Raw genomic sequence first — 18,894 nt, forward strand, 5'->3', positions numbered from 1 at the left:
CATGAAACAGGGCGTGCGCGTCAGCCTCGCAGTGCTCGCAACGGCCTTCGTTGCAAGCCGGGCCCTGGCGGCCGACGCGGACATCCCTTCCATCGCGGCAAACCAGCATAACGAGAAAACGAATTTCACCGACGCCGAGATCGTCGACGGATTTCTGAAGACGACCTTCGGCGCGGAATACCAGCTCGCGGGCAAGGTCGACCGCATCCGCAAATTCCACAAGCCGGTGCGCGTGTTCATCACCGGCGTGAACAGGCCGGACCGCAATCAGCAGATCGAGGCCGTGACCGCCGATATCGGCGAACACATCAATCATCTCGACATCGCCGTGACGCCCAATCGCGAGGAAGCCAATCTCATCGTGCAACTGGTGCGCGACCGCGACCTCGACCGCTCGATCCGCAAGTCCTACGGCACGACGACGGCCCGCAAGATCCGCAAATCGCTCGACCCGCAATGCCTCTCGGGATTCCGCAAGAACGACAAATACGAGATCGAGCACGCCGAAGTCATCCTGACGGTCGACAGCGGCGATTTTGTCTTCCTCGATTGCGCCTATGAGGAAATGCTGCAATCGCTGGGGCCGATCAACGACACCGAATCAGTGCCGTGGACCATGTTCAACGATGCGGTATCGATGGGCTTCTTCGACACCTACGACCGCTATCTCCTGAACATTCTCTATGATCCGCGCGTCAAGGCCGGCATGAGCATCGATCAGGTCCGTCCGCTATTGCCCGCCATCCTCAAGGATATCCGCGCAAGGGTCGCAGCGCCTTCGCGGGAGCGCCACTGAGGCGCGCGTCTTAAGCCAGCTTGCGCGAGGCTTCCTTCACCTTGCGCGTGGCGTCATCGACGGAACGGGTCGCTTCGGCGATTTCCTTCATGCTGCTGTCGATCTCCGACACGCCCTTGGCGGCGATCTGCATGTTCGACGAAATGCTCTGCGTCACCGATGCCTGCTCCTCGACGGATGCCGCGATCGCCGAGGAGATTTCGTTCACCTGCGAGATCGTCTCGGTGATGCTTTCGATCACCGTCACCGCGTTCGCTGTGGTGCTCTGCACCTCGGCGATCTGGCCGCTGATCTCGTCGGTCGCCTTCGCGGTCTGCGCGGCAAGGCTTTTCACTTCCGACGCCACCACCGCAAATCCCCTGCCCGCTTCACCCGCGCGGGCGGCCTCGATCGTCGCATTCAGCGCCAGCAGGTTGGTCTGATCCGCGATATTGTTGATGAGCTTGACCACATCGCCGATCTTCTGCGCGGCGGCCGCGAGACCGGAGACAATCTCACCGGTTTCGTTGGCCTGCTTGACCGCGCGCATCGAGATGTCGAGCGCATTCGCCGCCTGACGGCTGATCTCGCCGACCGACGCCGCAAGCTCTTCCGCGCCGGACGCCACCGCCTGCATGTTCGACGAGGTTTGCGTGGAGGCGCCGACCACGGAGGTGATCCGCCCGGTGGTCTCGCCCACCGCGCCGGTGATCAGATCGAGATCGCCGTCGATGGAGGTCTGGATTTCGCCACGGCGAATCCGGTCCTCGACCTGCGCCGTCACGTCGGTCGCGAATTTCACCACCTTCATCAATTCGCCGCCGGCGCCGTAGATCGGATTGTACGACGCCTGAATCCAGACCACGCGGCCGTCCTTGCCGACGCGCTTGAACTCGCCCGCCTGATACTCTCCGCGCCGCAGCGCGTTCCAGAACTCGCGATAGTCGGGGCCACCGCGATAGGCCGCATCGACGAACATGCCGTGATGCTGGCCGCGGATTTCCTCCAGCGTATAGCCGAGAGCCGCCAGAAAATTGTCGTTGGCGGTGAGAACCCTGCCATCGAGATCGAATTCGATGACAGCCTGCGATTTGTGAATCGCCTTGATCTGCCCTTCGTAATCGGCGCTGCGCATTTTCTGCTGCGTGATATCGAAGGCGAATTTGATGACCTTGCAGGGCTTGCCGCCGCGGTCGAACAGCGGATTGTAGGATGCCCGAATCCAGACAGACCGCCCGTCCTTGGCGTTGCGCATGAATTCGCCCGACTGGAATTCGCCGGCGCGCAGCCTGTTCCAGAATTCGCGGTACGCGACGCTGCCGCGCTCGGCCTCGGACACGAACATCCCGTGATGCTTGCCCTGCACTTCGTCGAGTTTGTAGCCGAGTGCGCCGAGGAAGTTCTCGTTGGCCGTGATGATCGTGCCGTCCAGATTGAATTCGATGACCGCCTGCGACCGGCCCACCGCGTCGATCTTGGCGCTCAATTCATGATTGAAGCTGAACAGTGCCATCATCCCCACCCTTCTGGTTTCGGACAGCCTGCCTTCGATTTCTTTAAACAACCATAACGTGTATGTTTGTACATGTTCCACCATAGGGAACCGGCATCCGGACACCGCATCGGGATCAAACCTCGCGGATTTTCGGCCGCTTGCCGCACAACCGTTGGCTCTCACGCGCGCAGCCCCGCCATAGCCTTGGCCGCGCGCGCGGTGTATCAGGAGCGCGCCCAGCCACCAGTCGAGGATCGATCTTGCCCCCGGATTCCACCGCCAAGCCGTTCATCGACGTTCTTTCGGGCCAGCGCCAAACCGTTCCTCCGATCTGGATGATGCGTCAGGCCGGCCGCTATCTGCCGGAGTACCGCGCCGTGCGGGAAAAGGCGGGCGGATTTCTCGATCTCGTCTACAACCCCGAGCTTGCCGCCGAAGTGACGTTGCAGCCGATCCGCCGCTTCGGCTTCGATGCGGCGATCATCTTCTCCGACATTCTCGTGGTGCCGCATGCGCTGGGCCGCGATGTCCGCTTCGAGGTTGGCGAAGGCCCGCGTCTCGATCCGCTCGACACGCCCGACAAGATCGCGGCGGAAAAATTCGCGGCGAATTTCACGACCTTCGAGCCGGTATACGAGGCGCTGCGCCGCGTCCGCAGCGAACTGCCTTCGCGTGTCGCGCTGACCGGCTTTTGCGGCGCGCCGTGGACGGTCGCAACTTACATGGTCGCGGGCCAGGGCACGCCCGATCAGGCGCCCGCGCGCCTGCTCGCCTATCGCGATCCCGTGTCGTTCGCAAAAATCATTGACGCCATCGTCGAGACCTCGATCCGCTACCTGCTCGGCCAGCTTCAGGCGGGCGCGGAAGCGTTGCAGATTTTCGATACATGGGCCGGCGTACTGCCGCCCGCCGAATTCGCCCGCTGGTCGATCGAGCCGACCCGCCGCATCGTCGAAGGCGTCCGCGCGCAAGTGCCAAACGCGAAGATCATCGGCTTTCCACGCGGCGCGGGCGCGATGCTGCCTGACTATGTCGCGCGAACCGGCGTCGATGCCGTCAGCATCGACTGGGCGAGCGAGCCATCGTTCATGCGCGAACAGATACAGAGCCGCGTCGCGTTGCAGGGCAATCTCGATCCGCTGGCGCTGATCGCGGGCGGCGACGCGCTCGACAGGTCAATCGATGACGTGCTTGCGAATTACGCAAGCGGGCGGCTGATCTTCAATCTCGGCCACGGCATTCAGCCGAACACGCCGATTTCCCACGTCGAACGCATGATCGCGCGGGTGCGAGCCTACAAGGGCTAATGCGACAGCGGCCGGGTGCGGGCGATCACATCGGCCGCGCCCCTGGCGAGGAGATCGAACGCCACCGCGCGCCCAAGTTCGCGAGGGCAGCCCACAGGTCCGCGCCGCGTGACCTCGATGAAACGGTCGTTGGCTTCGTCCAGCACGGCGGCCTTCAGCGAAATCTCCTGTCCGTCGATGACGGCATAGCCCGCGATCGGCGAGTTGCAGTGGCCGTTGAGAACCCACAGCACCTCGCGCTCGGCTTCGCCGCAACGGCGCGAGGCCGCGTTGTCGATTGTCGCAAGACGACCCAGCGTATCCCAGTCGGACGCGGCGCATTCCACCGCGACGATGCCTTGGCCCACCGCTGGCAGCATCTCGTCCGGGGAGAACTGGTGCACGATGCGATCCGCGAAACCGACACGCTCGAGCCCCGCGCGCGCCATCACCAGCGCGTCGGCGGGCCCGGCCTCGCCGCCGTCCGGCAAGCGCTGCATCTCGCGCCCGTCGAGCTTGCGGATGCGCGTGTCGGCGGCGCCGCGAAAATGGATGACCTCGGCTTCCGGAAACAGGCGGCGCACATAGGCGGCGCGGCGCACCGCGTTGGTACCGATCTTGAATCCCTTGCCGCGCGAGCGCCGCAGTTGATCGAGCGTCACGCCGTCCCGCACCACCAGCGCATCGGTCGGCGGATCGCGCAACAGCATCGCGCCGATCACGAGGCCGGGCGTATCTTCGTTGCCCGGCATATCCTTGAGCGAATGCATCGCCGCCTCAAGTCGACCTTCGCGAACGGCGTCGCGGATCTGCGCGACGAACGCCCCGCCCTTGCCGCCGAGATCGAGCAGCTTGCCGGTCTGGTCCTGATCGCCCATGGTCTCGAACTTGACGATCTCCACCGCGAGGCTCGGGTCGGCCGCCGTCAACTGGCGCGCGATCTCGCTGGTCTGCGCCAGCGCCATCACGCTCTTGCGCGTGCCGATCCGCATCGCCTTGCCTGCCACGCTATCCCTTGCTCCCCTACCGCGTCCGGCGGCAATGCGCACTCATTAGCTGCGAACGGAGCCTCCCACAAGGCATTCCGCCGCCTTCCCTGATTTGCGCCTTATCCGGCGATCGGGTAATCGAGGATGCCGCGACAGGGCCGCCCGAACGGACACGATGAAGATCGCACTGGCCATTTTTCAACTTGAAACACTCGGCGGCAAGGAACGCGACTGCCTCGCCATCGCCGCCAATTTGCAGCGGCGCGGCCATGACGTGACTCTCGTCACCACGCGCGCCGCGCCCGGGCAATTGCCGCTGGCGATTGTTCCCCGCAAGGGCTTCTCCAACCACGGCCGCGCGCGGCATTTCGCGAAAGCCGTGATGGCCTACCGCAGCCGCCACAAGCCCGACATGACGCTTTCGTTCGAGCGCGTGCCCGGCGCTGACTTTCATTACGCGGCGGATGCCGCCGTGGCATTACGGATGACGGGGGCAGCAAGCCTTCTACCGCGGCAACGCACCTATCTTCGGCTTGAGCGCGGCGTGTTCGAGACTTCCCGCACTCGTTTTTTCTTTCTGACGCAAGCCCAACGCGACCAATATGCCGCGCTTTACGATTTCGATCCCGCTCAAGGCACCGTGCTGCCTATCGTTCTGCATGAAGAACGCTTCGACGCGACGCGCGCAACGGCAGCGCGAAGTGCAACACGCGGCCAGCTCGGCCTGCCGAGCGATGCCATCGTGGCGCTCGCCGCCGCGGTGAAACCCAAACAAAAAGGGCTCGATCGTTCGCTTGAAGCGCTTGCACGATTTCCGAACCTGCATCTCGTCAGCGCGGGCAGCACCGATTCATGGATTGCCGAACAAGCCAGGACTCTCAAGATCGAGGATCGCGTCCGCATTCTGCCCTATGGCGCGAACGTGATGGACCTGATGGCAGCTTCCGATTTTCTGCTGCATCCCGCGCGCGCGGAGGCGGCGGGACAGGTGATCGCGGAATCGATGCTCGCGGGGCGACCCGCCATCGTCTCCGGAATTTGCGGCTATGCCGGCGAGATCGCGCGATCCGGCGCCGGTATCGTGCTGAGCGAGCCATTCGATCCGCGAGATCTTGCGGCCGCGGTCACGGCTATGCTGGAGCGCCTTCCCGCCATGACGGCAGCCGCCAGGATTGAAGCAGAGCGGCTGCAAAGCCAGCGCGGACAATGGCTGTCAGTGATCGCGGATGCGCTCGAGAAATCCTCGCGGTCCTAACGCCCGCCCGCACCCATCATGCTCACGGGGCGCAGAACCACCACCGTTCCCTCCCGATGGCAAAATTGCAGCGGCCCCTTTCCCTGAAAAACGATACTCGCAAAAAACAGCCTGCCGAGCGCCGCTTCTTGCAGTTCCTGCGGAGATTTCCTGTTAACAAGGCTTGTGAGTTTGCCTATAATATACATATAAAATGAATCTTATACGCACACTCACGCGCACATCCGTTTTGAAACCACGCACGTGCCCGGCGAGAAGGATACCCGATGACTCACGTCGTCACCGACAACTGCATCAAATGCAAATACATGGACTGCGTGGAGGTCTGTCCGGTCGATTGCTTCTATGAGGGCGAGAACATGCTCGTCATCCACCCCGACGAATGCATCGATTGCGGCGTCTGCGTGCCCGAATGCCCGGCCGAGGCGATCTTCCCGGATTCGGACCCCGCCGCCGAACCGAAATGGCTGGAGCAGAACAAGAAATACGCCTCGCTCTGGCCGAACATTCCGTTCAAGAAGACCCCTCCGGAAGACGCCGACAAATGGAACGGCGTGAAGGACAAGTTCGAGCCCTATTTCAGCGAGAAACCCGGCGAGGAAGCCTGACAGCCCCGCTGTCCAGTGGTCATATGGACCGCTTGTCGCCAGGGCCAAATCGAGGTGAAATGCCGCTTTAGAGTCAACATCGCCCGTGCCAAGCCATACCCCACCCACCAATTCTTCCGGCACCACCCTGCTCCAGCATGGGCTGGAGGATTCCGGCATCGGCACATGGGACCTCAATCTGGCGACCCGCGAACTGGGACTGTCGCCAACCACCCGCAAGCTGTTCGGCCTTTCCAGTGACGAAAGCCTCGATTACGCGCGGTTTCTCGCGTTGCTCGTACCGGAGGACCGCGAGCGCACCGAGCGCGCCATCGAACGCTCGATCGCCGACGGCACCAATTTCGACATCCAGTACCGCGTCGCCACGCCGCACGGGGCGACGCACTGGCTGCGCACCCGCAGCGCGGTGGTCAAAGGCCCGAGCGGCGCGGTGCATCTGTCCGGCATCGTCATCGACATCGAGGAGCAGAAGCAGCTCGAAGCCGCGCTGCGCGTGCGCGAAGGCCATCTGCGTTCGATCCTGGAAACCATCCCCGATGCGATGATCGTCATCAACGGCCGTGGCATCATGCAGTTCTTCAGCAAGGCCGCCGTGCGGCAGTTCGGCTACAGCGAACACGAGGCGATCGGGCAGAACGTCAGCATGCTGATGCCGAACCCGGACAGCGCCCGGCACGACGACTATCTCGACCGCTACCGCGCCACCGGCGAGCGCCACATCATCGGCATCGGCCGCATCGTCTCCGGCAAGCGCAAGGACGGCACCATCTTCCCGATGCATCTGTCGATCGGCGAGATGCAGACCGAGGGCGAACCCTATTTCACCGGATTCGTGCGCGACCTCACCGAATATCAGCAGACGCAGGCCCGGATGCAGGAGCTGCAATCCGAACTCGTGCATGTCTCGCGCCTCACCGCCATGGGCGAAATGGCCTCGGCGCTGGCGCACGAACTGAACCAGCCGCTCGCCGCCATCAGCAATTACATGAAAGGCTCGCGGCGCCTGCTGGCCTCCGACACCGAGGACAACCGGCAAAAGATCGAATCCGCGCTGGATCGCGCCGCCGAACAGGCCATTCGCGCAGGCCAGATCATTCGCCGCCTGCGCGATTTCGTCTCGCGCGGAGAATCCGAAAAACGCGTAGAAAAGGCATCGAAACTGATCGAGGAAGCCGGCGCGCTCGGTCTCACGGGTGCGCGCGAACAGGGTGTGTCGCTGCATTTCAATCTCGATCCGGATCACGACCTCGTTCTGGTGGATCGCGTCCAGATCCAGCAGGTTCTCGTCAACCTGTTCCGCAACGCGCTCGACGCCATGACCGACTCCGCGCAACGCACGATGATCGTCACCTGTTCCCGCGCGGCCAACGACATGATCGAGATCGCGGTGTCCGACACCGGCCATGGCATCGCGAAGGAACACCAGGCGAGAATGTTCCAGACCTTCTTCACCACCAAGATAACCGGCATGGGGGTCGGCCTTTCCATCAGCCGGACGATCATCGAGGCTCATGGCGGACGGATGTGGACCGAAGACAATCCGGCAGGCGGCGCAACTTTCCGCTTCACCCTGCCGGCCGCGCCAAGCGAAGGATTGACCGATGCCGGCTGAGGGACTTGTTTATGTCATCGATGACGATCAGGCGATGCGGGATTCGCTCGACTTCCTTCTCGAATCCGCCGGGTTGAAAGCGCGCCTGTTCGAGTCGGCCGTGAGCTTCCTCGAAGCCCTGCCCGAACTGGGACCCGGCTGCATCGTCTCCGATGTGCGCATGCCGAACCTCGACGGCCTCGAACTGTTGAAGCGGCTGCGGGAAACCGGCAAGTCGCTGCCCATCATCATCATGACCGGCCACGGCGATATCCCGCTCGCGGTCGAGGCGATGAAGCTCGGCGCGATCGATTTCATCGAGAAACCGTTCGAGGACGAAAGGCTGATCGGAACCATCCGGGTTGCTCTCGGCGGCGCCGCGCAGCGGCATAAGGGCGATGCCGTGGCCGCCGATATCGCATCCCGGATCGCAAGCCTGAGCCCGCGCGAGCGGCAGGTGCTGGACGGTCTCGTCGCGGGACTGTCGAACAAGCTGATCGCCCGGGACTATGACATCAGCCCCCGCACCATCGAGGTCTATCGCGCCAACGTCATGACCAAGATGCAGGCGTCCAGCATTTCCGAGCTGGTGCGCTTCGCCATTCGCGGCGGCCTGTTGAAGGATTGAGACAAATCAATGCGGTGAGGACTCATAGCGGCCAGTGTTGAAAGACGCGCCCCTGCGCCCATCGGTTGAAGCATGTCCTCCCTGCGCAAAAGCACCGTCTATGTCATCGACGACGACCCGGACGTTCTGGGTTCGCTGCGTTTTCTGCTGGAAGCCGAAGGATTTGAAACCCTGACGTTCCGCACGGCGTCCGCGGCGCTGGAGACAGACGTGCCGCGCCATGCCGACTGCTTCATCATCGACTACAAGATGCCCGGCATGAACGGCCTCGACCTCGTCACCCGCCTCCATAGCCAGAACGTGCAGGTGCCGATGATTCTTATTACCGGCGACCCCGACGAGGGGATCTCCGCGAAGGCGCTGGCGGCAGGGGTCCATTATGTGCTGCGCAAGCCCCATCTGGAGGAAAGCCTGATCGCCCATATCCGGCAGGCGATGCAGGACAGCCCCTCTCCGGCCCGCCCTTCCTGACAAAAAACGCTCTGTCACCTCCGGTAAATCCCTTAAGGTGCCCGCCTTAAGGGACCGAGCGAAATACCGCCGCGCGCCCGTTTCGGACAGAAAGTCATCGCCTGATAGGAGATGCCCATGCTTGCCGAGATGACCGTCGCACCCGCCGCCTGTTCCTTCGGACGGCTTTCCGCCACCACCGTGGCGCCGCGCCTCGACCGCTTCGACACAATTCTGGCCAGCGCCGGCATCGCGGGCGCCTGCCTGTCCTACCGCAAGGACGAGGAAATCTATGGCGAGGGCGAGCCTGCCGACCATATCTACCGGGTGATTTCCGGCGCTGTCCGCACCTACAAGCTGCTGCCCGACGGCCGCCGCCAGATCGACGCCTTCCATCTGGCGGGCGACGTGTTCGGCCTCGTCTCCAAGGATGAATACCGCCTGACGGCCGAGGCCATCGTCGACAGCCAGGTGCGCGCGGTCAACCGCCACCAGCTCGAAGTCGCGGCCGAAACCGAGGTCGGCGTCGCGCATGGCCTGTGGATGCTGACCGCGGATCAACTGCGTCATGCCGAGGACCACATGCTGCTGCTTGGCCGCAAGACCGCGACCGAGCGCGTGGCGACCTTCCTGCTGGAAATGGACCGCCGCCTTGCGGTCACCGGCCTGATGGCGCTGCCGATGTCGCGCCGCGACATCGCCGACTATCTGGGGCTGACGCTGGAAACCGTGTCGCGCACCTTCTCGCAATTGCAAAGCCAGGGCGTGCTCGGCCTGTCCGGCGCGCGGCGGGTGGCGTTGCGCGATCGTCAGTGCCTGATCGGCATGGACGCCTGAGGCGGCGGCCCCCGTTCATCGAGACGGATGGCGAGAAACGCAGGCGCGTAGCTCAGGGCAAACCCGAGAAACGACAGAATCCAGCAGGCGGCGGCCACATAAATCAGGCCGTTGCCCCATGCCGGGACAAGGACCGCCGCGACCCGCGCGAACGCGGCCGCGATCACGAGGGCATAGACGGCCTGCGTCGCCGCGGATGCCACCAGCGGGCGGCCGCTATGACCGAGGCTCGCCCGCGACATCACCGCGAGCGTCATGATGCCCGCGCCCCCCACCATCCACGCATGGATGGCGGCACTCACGCTGACAAACTCCAGCGCCGAGGCGGCGGCCAATAGAAAGCCGAGCGGCACGAAGGCGTAGCCGATATGCAGGATGACCAGAATCCTGTTGGCGAAGGTGCGATAACCCGCCCAGCGCACAAGCCGCGCGACATGAAAAAGTCCCGCGATCAGGCAGAGACCACCGGTCAGCATCCCCTCGGGACGAACCACCCAGGCGGCCAGAGCAAGTGCGCCCAGCAGCACGGCGATGCCGTCAAATCGCGAAAACGGCACCGGCATCGCGCCCTGTGGCTGCCGCATCAGCCATATCCGCGTGAACGCGGGGACAATGCGGCCGGCGATCACCGAAACCAGGATGATGATAACCGCGACACCGGCACGCATGCTGTAGTCGGCGGCGCCATGAACATGCGCCTCGACATGAAAGGCGATATTGCAGGCGAACAGCAGCAGAACCAGCGCCACGACCCGCATGTTGCGGAAATTCCGGGCGGCCAGCACCTCGCGGGCCGCGACCGCTCCGGCAAGAAGAAGGAATGACGCATCGGCCAGCATCGCCGCCCGCCAGCCGACCTCTCCGGAACATGCCACCGCGACGCGCCCGAGCACCCATACGACAACCATGAGCAAAAGCAGGTTGCCACGCACCGGCGGACGGCCGGTCCAGTTCGGTATCGCGGTCAGCAGGAATCCCGCGATCACCGCAGGCAGGAAGCCGAACAGCATTTCGTGGATGTGCCAGTCAAGCGGCGCGAAAGTCGTGTGCAGCGTCAGTTCGCCGAAATAAGCCGGTATCCAGATCGCGACCGCCAACCCTGCATAAATCGCTCCGCCGAAAAAGAACGGCCTGAAGCCGTATGACAGAAACGCAAACCCCTGCGCGTTACGCAGCAATGACATCTCGATTTTCATAGCTTGCTCCCGGCTGGACCATGCCATCTCGCAGGGATGCAGTCCGGTCCCGCGGTAAGCCGCGATTCTGCAAAAGTCAAAAACTTCTCCGCCGCGGCTTCTGAACCGCGGCCCCCAGTCTTCGCGCCTCCCGCAGATCATCCACCGCGCGAACGGCCACCAGCAAAGCCAGAATCAGAAGCACGAGATAGATCGACATGATTCGCCACTCCGGATGCCGGCAAGTTGCCGCCTTTCCGCAGCGCCGCATTGAGAAAAATCAAATATCATTTGAAAGATGTTTCGTTGTCCGAAACCGGATGCAAAACAAATAACGCAGCGGGCACGGACAGCTCTATGCAAATGAAATATGACGGGATTTCCCGATATTTTGCGTTACCGCAAAGTGCTTTCCGCAACGCCAGATAGATTGTCGTCAGATTCCTTCATCATTCCGAATGACGGCATGCTGAAACGCTCTAGAATATGTTGCGCACGTCGCGCGCGATTCCTCCCGGAAACGTCGCGGCCTTTGAATTTTGTGCCTGCTGCAAGCAGGCATTCGCCGATGCGGGGCAGATAAGATGCGAATGATCGAACAACTCACCAAGGACGAGCGCGAGTCGGGCCTCGTCATTCTGCTCATCATGTTCGTCGTCGGCGCGGTGATGACCGTGGCGGGCCGGGCCGACCTGTTCAGCGTCCATGGCGCGCTGGTGATGGTCGCGGCTCTCGCCGGCATCTTCTGGGTCGGCTCCGGATACTACTCGCCCGAACCGTCTCCGGATCGCCTGAACCATTATTATGACGACCCGAGCAAGGTCGGCATCATTCTGGCGATGGGCTGGGCCGTGATCGCGATGTTCGTCGGCGACTGGGTGGCGTGGCTTCTGGTCAATCCCAATCTCACCTTCGATGCCGGATGGGCGAGCTTCGGCCGCCTGCGTCCCGTGCATACCAGCGGCGTGATCTTCGGCTTCGGCGGCAACGCGCTGATCGCCACATCGTTCTACGTGATGCAGCGCACCTGCCGCACGCGCCTTCCCGGCCAGCTCAGCCCCTGGTTCGTGCTGCTCGGCTACAACCTGTTCTGCGTCATCGCTGCCACCGGCTATTTGATGGGCATCACCCAATCGAGGGAATACGCCGAGCCGGAATGGTACGCCGACATCTGGCTCGTCGTGGTTTGGGTCGCCTACTTCTTCCTCTACATGCGCGTGCTCGCGCGCCGCAAGGAACCGCACATCTACGTCGCCAACTGGTATTATCTCGCCTTCATCCTGGTGGTGGCGATGCTGCACATCGTCAACAACCTGGCGGTACCGGTGTCGTGGGCGAGCACCAAGAGCTACTCGCTGTTCTCAGGCGTGCAGGACGCCATGACGCAGTGGTGGTACGGTCACAACGCCGTCGCCTTCTTCCTCACCTCCGGCTTCCTCGGCATGCTGTATTATTACATGCCCAAGCGCGCGGAGCGCCCGATCTACTCCTACCGGATGTCGATCATCAGCTTCTGGGGCATCACCTTCTTCTACATGTGGGCGGGCTCGCATCATCTGCACTACACCGCGCTGCCGCAGTGGGTGCAGTCGCTCGGCATGACCTTCTCGGTGATGCTGCTGATCCCGTCATGGGTGTCCGCGGGCAATGCGCTGATGACGCTTAACGGCGCATGGCACAAGGTGCGTGACGACGCGACGCTGCGCTTCATGATGGTCGCCGCCGTGTTCTACGGATTGACCACGTTTGAAGGCTCGTTCATGGCGATCCGCCCGGTGAACGCGCTGTCGCATTACACCGACTGGACCATCGGCCACGTCCATGCGGGCGCGCTCGGCTGGGTTGCGATGATCACCTTCGGCGCGATTTACGCGTCCGTGCCGTGGTTGTGGAAACGCCCGGCGATGTATTCGGCGCGTCTCGTCGAAGCACACTTCTGGCTCGCGCTGGCCGGCACCGTCGTCTACGTGTTCGCGATGTGGAATTCCGGCATCATCCAGGGCCTGATGTGGCGGACCTATAACGAGAACGGCACGCTCGCCTATTCCTTCATCGACTCGCTCGTCGCGATGCATCCCTACTACATCGCCCGTGCGATCGGCGGCCTGCTGTTCCTGCTCGGCACCATCATCGGCTGCTACAACATCTGGATGACCATTCGGGCCGTGCCGCATATCGCGGCCGAGCCAGCCACTGACCGTCCCGAACTCGCAGGCGCGCCTGCGTTGCAGGCGGGGGAGTAAGCCGATGTCGATCTTTGGATTTCACTATCGCCTCGAACGCAAGTCGGTCGGCCTGGTCCTGATGATCGTCGGTGTCGCCTCGATCGGCGGCCTTGTCGAGATCGCGCCGTTGTTCACCATCCACCAGACAGTGGAGGACGCGCCGAACATGCGCGTTTATACCCCGCTCGAACTCGCGGGCCGCAACATCTACATCCGCGAAGGCTGTTACGCCTGCCATTCGCAGATGATCCGCACCTTGCGCGATGAGGTCGAGCGCTACGGCCACTATTCGCTGGCGGTCGAATCCAAATATGACCATCCGCATTTGTGGGGATCGAAGCGCACCGGCCCGGATTTGGCCCGTCTCGGCGGCAAGTATTCCGACGAATGGCAGGTCGCCCATCTCAACAATCCGCGCGACGTGGTGCCTGAATCCGTGATGCCGGCCTATACCTGGCTGTCGCGCACGGAACTGCGGACCGACGATCTCAGCGCCCATTTGAAGGCTCAGCGCACGGTCGGCGTTCCCTATACCGACGACATGATCGCCAATGCCGCGGCCGACGCCTATGGACAGGCCTCGCCGGATTCGAACGACGCCGAGGGCGTGACCAAGCGCTACGGCAAGGACACCAACGTCCGGGCTTTCGACGGCAAACCCAATCAGCTGACCGAGATGGATGCGCTGGTCGCCTATTTGCAAATTCTCGGCCGCCTGACCGACGTGGACGCGAAGCCCGTCGCGGATGCGGGAGCCAAGCTCGGAGCCAAGCCATGAACCTCGATCACAGCTCCCTCGTCTGGTTCTCGAAATCCTACGGACTGTTCTATCTGCTGGCGCTGTCGGCGGCCGTCCTCGTCTACGCTTACTGGCCATCGAACAAGAAGACGTTCGAGCAAGCCGGCCGCGCCATCCTCGAGGATGACGACGACCGCCCCGCCAAGACTTCGGAGAAGGGTTAAACGATCATGGGCGACCATTTCATCCGCGACCCTCATACCGGGCATCTCTCCACCGGCCATGAATGGAACGGCATCACCGAGCTGAATACGCCGGTGCCGCGCGTGATCTATTTCTTTCTGATCGCGACCGCGCTGTTCGCTCTCGGCTACTGGGTGCTGATGCCGACATGGCCGATCGGCACCACCTACACCAAGGGACTGCTCGGCGACGATGTCCGCGCCGATGTCGTCCAGTCGGTGAAGCAGGCCGCGCTCGATCGCTCGCATTGGACCAGGAAGATCGAGAGCGAGAGCTTTGCCGAGATCCAGAAGGACCCGCGGCTGATGGAGGTGGTGCGCGAATCCGGCCGGGCGCTGTTCGGCGACAATTGCGCCGCCTGTCACGGCCGCGAGGCCCAGGGCAACAAGGGCTATCCCAACCTCACCACGCAATCCTGGCTGTGGGGCGGAAGCCCCGAGGAGATCGCCCAGACCATCCGAGTCGGCATCAATTCCGCTCATCCGGACAGCCGCAGTTCGCAGATGCCCGCTTTCGGGCGTGACGGCATCCTGAAGCGCGCCGACATCGACAATGTGGTTGCGTTCGTCCGCAGCCTGTCCCATCCCGGCGACAAGAGCATTCCCGCCGACAAGATCGCTGCCGGCAAGGAAGTTTTCGCCGCGAATTGCGTCGCCTGCCACGGCGAGAACGCCAAGGGCAGCCATGAGGCCGGTGCGCCCGACCTGACCGATCCGTTCTGGATTTACGGCGGCGACGCGCAAACAATCACCGATACCGTCTGGGGCGGACGGCAGGGCCACATGCCGACATGGGAAGGCCGGCTCTCGGATGTCGATCGCAAGATTCTCGCGCTTTACATCACCGACCTGCGGAGTTCGAAGCCATGAGCACCGGCATATCCCTTGAGCAATCTCCCGGACGATCACCCGGACGCTCTCTTGGCCGCCGCGGCCGCCTGACGATGTGGGCGATCGCAACCGCGATCATTCTCGTCTTCACCGCCGCGAACTGGCATTTCATTTATGTCGCCGTGACATCGCAACCGGATTGCGTGTCCCATCTGAGACTTGGCAACGATAACGCCGCGCAAGGTAGCTTCAGCGCCGCGCAATCGTCCTGCACGCCGAAATAACGGGGGCTGATATGGTCGTCATTCCGGTAGTCGTTCCGCCGCTGCCACACGAAAACCGCTGGGCTCGCAATCTGCCGCCCGCGACCGCGCTGAAGTGGCTCGCGCAGGGCTGGAAGGATTTTCGCACCGTGCCGGGCCCGAGCATCGCCTACGGCATCCTGATCTTCCTGTTGTCGTTCGCGATCATCGACGGCCTGTTCCTGTTCGGCAGGGACTATATCCTGTTTCCCGCGCTCGCGGGATTCATGGTGACCGGTCCGCTGCTCGCGATCGGGACTTACGCCAAGAGCCGGCAGATCGCGCGCGGCGAACCCGTCAGCCTGATGCGGATGATCTTCGTCCGTCCGGCGGCGGGAGCCCAGCTTCTGTTCACCGGCGTGCTGCTGTGCCTCTTGATGCTGATCTGGATGCGCGCCGCCGTCATCGTCTATGCGCTGTTCTTCGGGCTGTTGCCCTTCCCGGGCCTCGACCATGTCGCCGCGATGCTGTTCTCGACGCCGGTCGGATGGGCGATGCTGATCGTCGGCAGCGTGGTGGGCGCATTGTTTGCGTCCTTCTCCTTCGCCATCAGCGCGTTCTCGATTCCGATGCAGCTTGAGGAGCGCGTCGATGCACTGACAGCGATGGGCACGAGCTTCGCATTGGTCGGCAAGAACCTGCCGGTGATGCTGGCCTGGGGCGCGATCGTGCTGGGGCTGTTCCTTTTGTCCCTCGCCAGCGGCCTGCTCGGTTTGATCATTGTGTTTCCGGTGCTCGGGCACGGCACCTGGCATGCCTATGAGGCGATGAAAGCTGCCCCGGCCGTCGCGGAGGCGGCCTGACCCGATTGCCCGGCGGCGCTGCCGCCGGATCGTCAAAGCCCTTCGCGCGCCGCAAATCCGACGCGAAGGGGAGTTGGAGAAGCCGATGACGTGTTGCACCTCCGCCGGAGGCATCGCGCTGACCGTCGCGAACGACATCAACAAGGACGGCGAAGTCCTGCTGGCGAGCCGGCTTGTCGGCGACGGCATCCGCCAGACAGATCTGTCCGTCCCTTCCATTCACTGCGGCGCCTGTATCCGCAACATCGAAACCGCGCTTGCCGCCCTGCCCGGCGTCGAGACCGCGCGCGTCAATCTCTCGACCAGGCGCGCGACCATCCGCTGGCACGACGGCGCGCCGCCGCCCTTCATCGATACGCTGCGCCGCGCAGGCTATGACGCGCATGTTTACGACGCGGGCGCGGAGGTGAAGGACACCGCCTTCGGCGAACTCATTCGCGCGCTCGCCGTCGCGGGCTTCGCCGCGAGCAACATCATGCTCTTATCTGTGTCGGTCTGGTCCGGCGCGGACAGTGCGACGCGCGACCTGTTCCATGCGATCTCGGCCGCCATCGCGCTGCCCACGCTCGCCTATTCCGGACGCGTGTTTTTCCGTTCGGCATGGCGCGCGCTGCGTCACGGCCGCACCAACATGGACGTGCCGATCTCGATCGGCGTGCTGCTGGCCTTCGGCATGAGCGTGTATGAGACCGCGACCCATGGCTCGCATGCCTACTTCGATGCGTCGGTCACGCTCCTGTTCTTCCTGCTGATCGGCCGCACCCTCGACCATCTGATGCGGGAAAAAGCCCGCACGGCAGTCAAGGGTCTCGCCAACCTTGCCTCGCGCGGCGCGCTGGTGCAGCAAGATGACGGCAGCCGCGTCTACATGCCGGTCAACGAGATTGCCGTTGGCATGACGATCCTGCTTGCGGCCGGTGAACGCGTCCCCGTCGACGCGAAGGTTCTCGCCGGCCATTCCGATATCGACAGCGCGCTGCTGAGCGGCGAGAGCGCGCCGCTTGCCGCCGCTCCGGGGACACGCTTGCAGGCAGGCGTGCTGAACCTCACCGGGCCGCTGACGCTCACCGCTACGGCTGCCGCGAAGGATTCGACGCTCGCCGACATGGTGCGGCTGATGGAGGCGGCTGAGACGGGCCGCTCGCACTATCGCCGGATCGCCGACCGCGCCTCGCAACTCTACGCGCCGGTCGTGCACGCGACCGCGTTCCTCACCTTCGTCGGCTGGATGATCGCCTCCGGCGACCTTCACCGCGCCGTCACCATTGCGATCGCGGTGCTGATCATCACCTGCCCCTGCGCGCTCGGCCTCGCGGTGCCGATGGTGCAGGTGATGGCCGCCCGCCGCCTGTTCGAGAACGGAATCCTGCTCAAGGACGGCGGCGCGCTGGAGCGGCTCGCGGAGATCGACACCATCGTGTTCGACAAGACCGGAACGCTGACCTCCGATATGCCGCGCCTCATCGATCCCACCGCCATCGATGCCGGGGCATTGCAAATCGCCGCCGCCATCGCGGGCCACTCCCGTCACCCTTATTCGCGCGCGATTGAAGCCGCCTGCGCCGCCCCCGCGCAAACCATCGAGCCGGATGCCATCACCGAGCATCCGGGCTGCGGGCTGGAAGCGCGGATCGGCCCGCATCTCTATCGCCTCGGCCGGGCCAACTGGGCGTTGTCCAATTCCGCCACGGGCGACGCCGGGCTTGTGCTCACGAAAGACGGCGCCCCGCTCGCGCGCTTCCAGTTTCAGGACCGCCTGCGGAGCAACACGCACGATGCGCTCGCCGCCCTCAGGAAAAACTTCGAGATCGAGATCCTGTCCGGCGACCATGACGCCGCCGTGGGCCGGATCGCGCGCGAACTCGATCTTCGATATTCCGCCGGGATGCTGCCTGCCGGCAAGGTCGCCCGCATCCGTGACATCGAGACAGAAGGCCGCAAGGTGCTGATGGTCGGCGACGGATTGAACGACGCGCCAGCACTCGCCGCCGCTCATGCCTCGATGGCGCCCGCGACCGCGGCCGACATCGGACGCAACGCCGCCGACCTTGTGTTCCTGCACGAAAGTCTGGACGCCGTGCCACAGGCCATCGGCATCGCGCGCGAGGCCGCGAAGCTCGTCCGGCAAAATCTGATGCTTGCCGTCGGCTATAATCTGATCGCGGTGCCAATCGCGATCATGGGATACGTGACACCGTTGGTCGCGGCGATTGCGATGTCGTCATCCTCGATCATCGTCATCGCCAACGCGCTGCGGCTTGGCGGCCGACCCCGCCGGGATACATCCGAAACCACGACAAAGCCCCTTCCCCTGAATATCGTGGAGCATGCGTGATGGACGACTTTCTGTTTCTCGTTCCCGTCGCGCTCCTGCTCGGCTTAGCCGGACTCGGCGCCTTCATGTGGGCGCTCGGCAACGGACAATATGACGATCTCAACGGCGCGGCGGAACGCATCCTGCTCGACGACAAGGACGTGCCGCTCTAGGCGCGGCAAATCATGATTTTCGCGGAAAATGGCGCGCGGCTGCCAGCCTCTATAATATTGAGATAACGATGCAGGCCATGCACCCACCTGCCGGCTGCCCGCGCACATCGCACCGAAGAAGAGTAACGCTCAGCCGCAACTACACCGCACCCGCACCATCATCCTTCTTCAGGATT

At 63.5% G+C, this 18,894-nt stretch carries 20 protein-coding genes; 16 read left to right on the forward strand and 4 right to left on the reverse strand.

Annotated features, from left to right (window positions below):
* The first annotated feature begins 1 nt into the window (after position 1).
* A complete protein-coding gene (locus AFIC_RS12980) occupies positions 2-796 on the forward strand; it encodes a DUF2927 domain-containing protein (protein ID WP_275246647.1) in 795 nt (264 codons plus the stop codon).
* Positions 797-806: 10 nt separating this feature from the next.
* Here AFIC_RS12980 and AFIC_RS12985 read toward each other — a convergent pair whose 3' ends face one another.
* The gene (locus tag AFIC_RS12985) at positions 807-2,288 is read right to left on the reverse strand and encodes a methyl-accepting chemotaxis protein (protein WP_275248728.1); all 1,482 of its coding nucleotides are present in this window, start codon (positions 2,286-2,288) and stop codon (positions 807-809) included.
* A gap of 242 nt (positions 2,289-2,530) precedes the next feature.
* Here AFIC_RS12985 and hemE point away from each other — a divergent pair, with 242 nt between their 5' ends.
* Positions 2,531-3,577, forward strand: a complete 1,047-nt coding sequence (hemE, locus tag AFIC_RS12990) for a uroporphyrinogen decarboxylase (protein WP_275246648.1) — start codon at positions 2,531-2,533, stop codon at positions 3,575-3,577.
* Here the strand turns inward: hemE and hemC are convergent.
* Positions 3,574-4,548, reverse strand: coding sequence for a hydroxymethylbilane synthase (hemC, locus tag AFIC_RS12995; RefSeq protein ID WP_275248729.1), 975 nt, complete (start codon positions 4,546-4,548; stop codon positions 3,574-3,576). The two genes, hemE and hemC, sit on opposite strands and share 4 nt — an antisense overlap.
* Before the next feature lie 172 nt (positions 4,549-4,720).
* On the opposite strand from hemC, the gene AFIC_RS13000 reads away from it, so the two are divergent.
* From AFIC_RS13000 to AFIC_RS13025, 6 genes are all read left to right on the forward strand, one after another.
* Positions 4,721-5,800, forward strand: a complete 1,080-nt coding sequence (locus AFIC_RS13000; protein ID WP_275246649.1) for a glycosyltransferase family 4 protein — start codon at positions 4,721-4,723, stop codon at positions 5,798-5,800.
* Between the two features lie 266 nt (positions 5,801-6,066).
* Entirely contained in the window at positions 6,067-6,408 is a 342-nt protein-coding gene (gene fdxA / locus AFIC_RS13005) for a ferredoxin FdxA (RefSeq protein WP_275246650.1), read from the forward strand.
* A gap of 85 nt (positions 6,409-6,493) precedes the next feature.
* A complete protein-coding gene (fixL, locus tag AFIC_RS13010) occupies positions 6,494-8,020 on the forward strand; it encodes a sensor protein FixL (RefSeq protein WP_275246651.1) in 1,527 nt (508 codons plus the stop codon).
* Positions 8,010-8,627: a response regulator FixJ gene (gene fixJ / locus AFIC_RS13015; RefSeq protein ID WP_275246652.1), complete on the forward strand. Its 618-nt coding sequence runs from the start codon at positions 8,010-8,012 to the stop codon at positions 8,625-8,627. Before fixL ends, fixJ begins: the two co-directional genes overlap by 11 nt.
* 72 nt (positions 8,628-8,699) lie before the next feature.
* A complete protein-coding gene (locus AFIC_RS13020; protein ID WP_275246653.1) occupies positions 8,700-9,098 on the forward strand; it encodes a response regulator transcription factor in 399 nt (132 codons plus the stop codon).
* A 117-nt stretch (positions 9,099-9,215) separates the two neighbouring features.
* The gene (locus tag AFIC_RS13025; RefSeq protein ID WP_275246654.1) at positions 9,216-9,914 is read left to right on the forward strand and encodes a helix-turn-helix domain-containing protein; all 699 of its coding nucleotides are present in this window, start codon (positions 9,216-9,218) and stop codon (positions 9,912-9,914) included.
* On the opposite strand, the gene AFIC_RS13030 is transcribed toward AFIC_RS13025, so the two are convergent.
* Together AFIC_RS13030 and AFIC_RS13035 are read right to left on the reverse strand one after the other, a co-directional pair.
* A complete protein-coding gene (locus tag AFIC_RS13030; protein ID WP_275246655.1) occupies positions 9,887-11,110 on the reverse strand; it encodes an NnrS family protein in 1,224 nt (407 codons plus the stop codon). The genes AFIC_RS13025 and AFIC_RS13030 overlap by 28 nt on opposite strands.
* A 76-nt stretch (positions 11,111-11,186) precedes the next feature.
* The gene (locus AFIC_RS13035) at positions 11,187-11,309 is read right to left on the reverse strand and encodes a hypothetical protein (RefSeq protein ID WP_275246656.1); all 123 of its coding nucleotides are present in this window, start codon (positions 11,307-11,309) and stop codon (positions 11,187-11,189) included.
* 370 nt (positions 11,310-11,679) lie between these two features.
* Between AFIC_RS13035 and ccoN the strand changes: the two genes are divergently transcribed.
* From ccoN to ccoS, 8 genes are all read left to right on the forward strand, one after another.
* The gene (ccoN, locus tag AFIC_RS13040) at positions 11,680-13,332 is read left to right on the forward strand and encodes a cytochrome-c oxidase, cbb3-type subunit I (protein ID WP_275246657.1); all 1,653 of its coding nucleotides are present in this window, start codon (positions 11,680-11,682) and stop codon (positions 13,330-13,332) included.
* Between the two features lie 4 nt (positions 13,333-13,336).
* A complete protein-coding gene (ccoO, locus tag AFIC_RS13045) occupies positions 13,337-14,092 on the forward strand; it encodes a cytochrome-c oxidase, cbb3-type subunit II (protein WP_275246658.1) in 756 nt (251 codons plus the stop codon).
* Complete coding sequence (locus AFIC_RS13050) at positions 14,089-14,277, forward strand: cbb3-type cytochrome c oxidase subunit 3 (RefSeq protein ID WP_275246659.1); 189 nt, start codon at positions 14,089-14,091, stop codon at positions 14,275-14,277. The genes ccoO and AFIC_RS13050 overlap by 4 nt, the downstream gene beginning before the upstream one ends.
* A gap of 6 nt (positions 14,278-14,283) precedes the next feature.
* A complete protein-coding gene (gene ccoP, locus AFIC_RS13055) occupies positions 14,284-15,165 on the forward strand; it encodes a cytochrome-c oxidase, cbb3-type subunit III (protein ID WP_275246660.1) in 882 nt (293 codons plus the stop codon).
* Positions 15,162-15,410, forward strand: a complete 249-nt coding sequence (locus AFIC_RS13060; protein ID WP_275246661.1) for a hypothetical protein — start codon at positions 15,162-15,164, stop codon at positions 15,408-15,410. The genes ccoP and AFIC_RS13060 overlap by 4 nt, the downstream gene beginning before the upstream one ends.
* An 11-nt stretch (positions 15,411-15,421) precedes the next feature.
* Complete coding sequence (locus tag AFIC_RS13065) at positions 15,422-16,231, forward strand: DUF2189 domain-containing protein (protein ID WP_275246662.1); 810 nt, start codon at positions 15,422-15,424, stop codon at positions 16,229-16,231.
* A gap of 85 nt (positions 16,232-16,316) precedes the next feature.
* Positions 16,317-18,566, forward strand: a complete 2,250-nt coding sequence (locus tag AFIC_RS13070) for a heavy metal translocating P-type ATPase (protein WP_275246663.1) — start codon at positions 16,317-16,319, stop codon at positions 18,564-18,566.
* On the forward strand, positions 18,566-18,718 hold the full coding sequence (gene ccoS / locus AFIC_RS13075; protein WP_009340005.1) for a cbb3-type cytochrome oxidase assembly protein CcoS: 153 nt from the start codon (positions 18,566-18,568) through the stop codon (positions 18,716-18,718). Before AFIC_RS13070 ends, ccoS begins: the two co-directional genes overlap by 1 nt.
* Positions 18,719-18,894 lie beyond the last annotated feature (176 nt).

The sequence above is a fragment of the [Pseudomonas] carboxydohydrogena genome (assembly GCF_029030725.1).
Classification (GTDB): Bacteria; Pseudomonadota; Alphaproteobacteria; order Rhizobiales; family Xanthobacteraceae; genus Afipia; species Afipia carboxydohydrogena.

Excerpts from the sequence above, each read along its gene's own strand:
- AFIC_RS12985 (WP_275248728.1), bottom strand. The coding sequence starts at position 2,288 with ATGGCACTGTTCAGCTTCAATCATGAATTGAGCGCCAAGATCGACGCG.
- AFIC_RS13030 (WP_275246655.1), bottom strand. The coding sequence starts at position 11,110 with ATGAAAATCGAGATGTCATTGCTGCGTAACGCGCAGGGGTTTGCGTTT.
- fixJ (WP_275246652.1), top strand. The coding sequence starts at position 8,010 with ATGCCGGCTGAGGGACTTGTTTATGTCATCGATGACGATCAGGCGATG.
- AFIC_RS12980 (WP_275246647.1), top strand. The coding sequence starts at position 2 with ATGAAACAGGGCGTGCGCGTCAGCCTCGCAGTGCTCGCAACGGCCTTC.
- AFIC_RS13025 (WP_275246654.1), top strand. The coding sequence starts at position 9,216 with ATGCTTGCCGAGATGACCGTCGCACCCGCCGCCTGTTCCTTCGGACGG.
- AFIC_RS13050 (WP_275246659.1), top strand. The coding sequence starts at position 14,089 with ATGAACCTCGATCACAGCTCCCTCGTCTGGTTCTCGAAATCCTACGGA.
- hemC (WP_275248729.1), bottom strand. The coding sequence starts at position 4,548 with ATGCGGATCGGCACGCGCAAGAGCGTGATGGCGCTGGCGCAGACCAGC.
- ccoN (WP_275246657.1), top strand. The coding sequence starts at position 11,680 with ATGATCGAACAACTCACCAAGGACGAGCGCGAGTCGGGCCTCGTCATT.
- AFIC_RS13065 (WP_275246662.1), top strand. The coding sequence starts at position 15,422 with ATGGTCGTCATTCCGGTAGTCGTTCCGCCGCTGCCACACGAAAACCGC.
- ccoO (WP_275246658.1), top strand. The coding sequence starts at position 13,337 with ATGTCGATCTTTGGATTTCACTATCGCCTCGAACGCAAGTCGGTCGGC.
- fdxA (WP_275246650.1), top strand. The coding sequence starts at position 6,067 with ATGACTCACGTCGTCACCGACAACTGCATCAAATGCAAATACATGGAC.
- ccoP (WP_275246660.1), top strand. The coding sequence starts at position 14,284 with ATGGGCGACCATTTCATCCGCGACCCTCATACCGGGCATCTCTCCACC.
- AFIC_RS13020 (WP_275246653.1), top strand. The coding sequence starts at position 8,700 with ATGTCCTCCCTGCGCAAAAGCACCGTCTATGTCATCGACGACGACCCG.
- AFIC_RS13070 (WP_275246663.1), top strand. The coding sequence starts at position 16,317 with ATGACGTGTTGCACCTCCGCCGGAGGCATCGCGCTGACCGTCGCGAAC.
- AFIC_RS13000 (WP_275246649.1), top strand. The coding sequence starts at position 4,721 with ATGAAGATCGCACTGGCCATTTTTCAACTTGAAACACTCGGCGGCAAG.
- AFIC_RS13035 (WP_275246656.1), bottom strand. The coding sequence starts at position 11,309 with ATGTCGATCTATCTCGTGCTTCTGATTCTGGCTTTGCTGGTGGCCGTT.
- AFIC_RS13060 (WP_275246661.1), top strand. The coding sequence starts at position 15,162 with ATGAGCACCGGCATATCCCTTGAGCAATCTCCCGGACGATCACCCGGA.
- ccoS (WP_009340005.1), top strand. The coding sequence starts at position 18,566 with ATGGACGACTTTCTGTTTCTCGTTCCCGTCGCGCTCCTGCTCGGCTTA.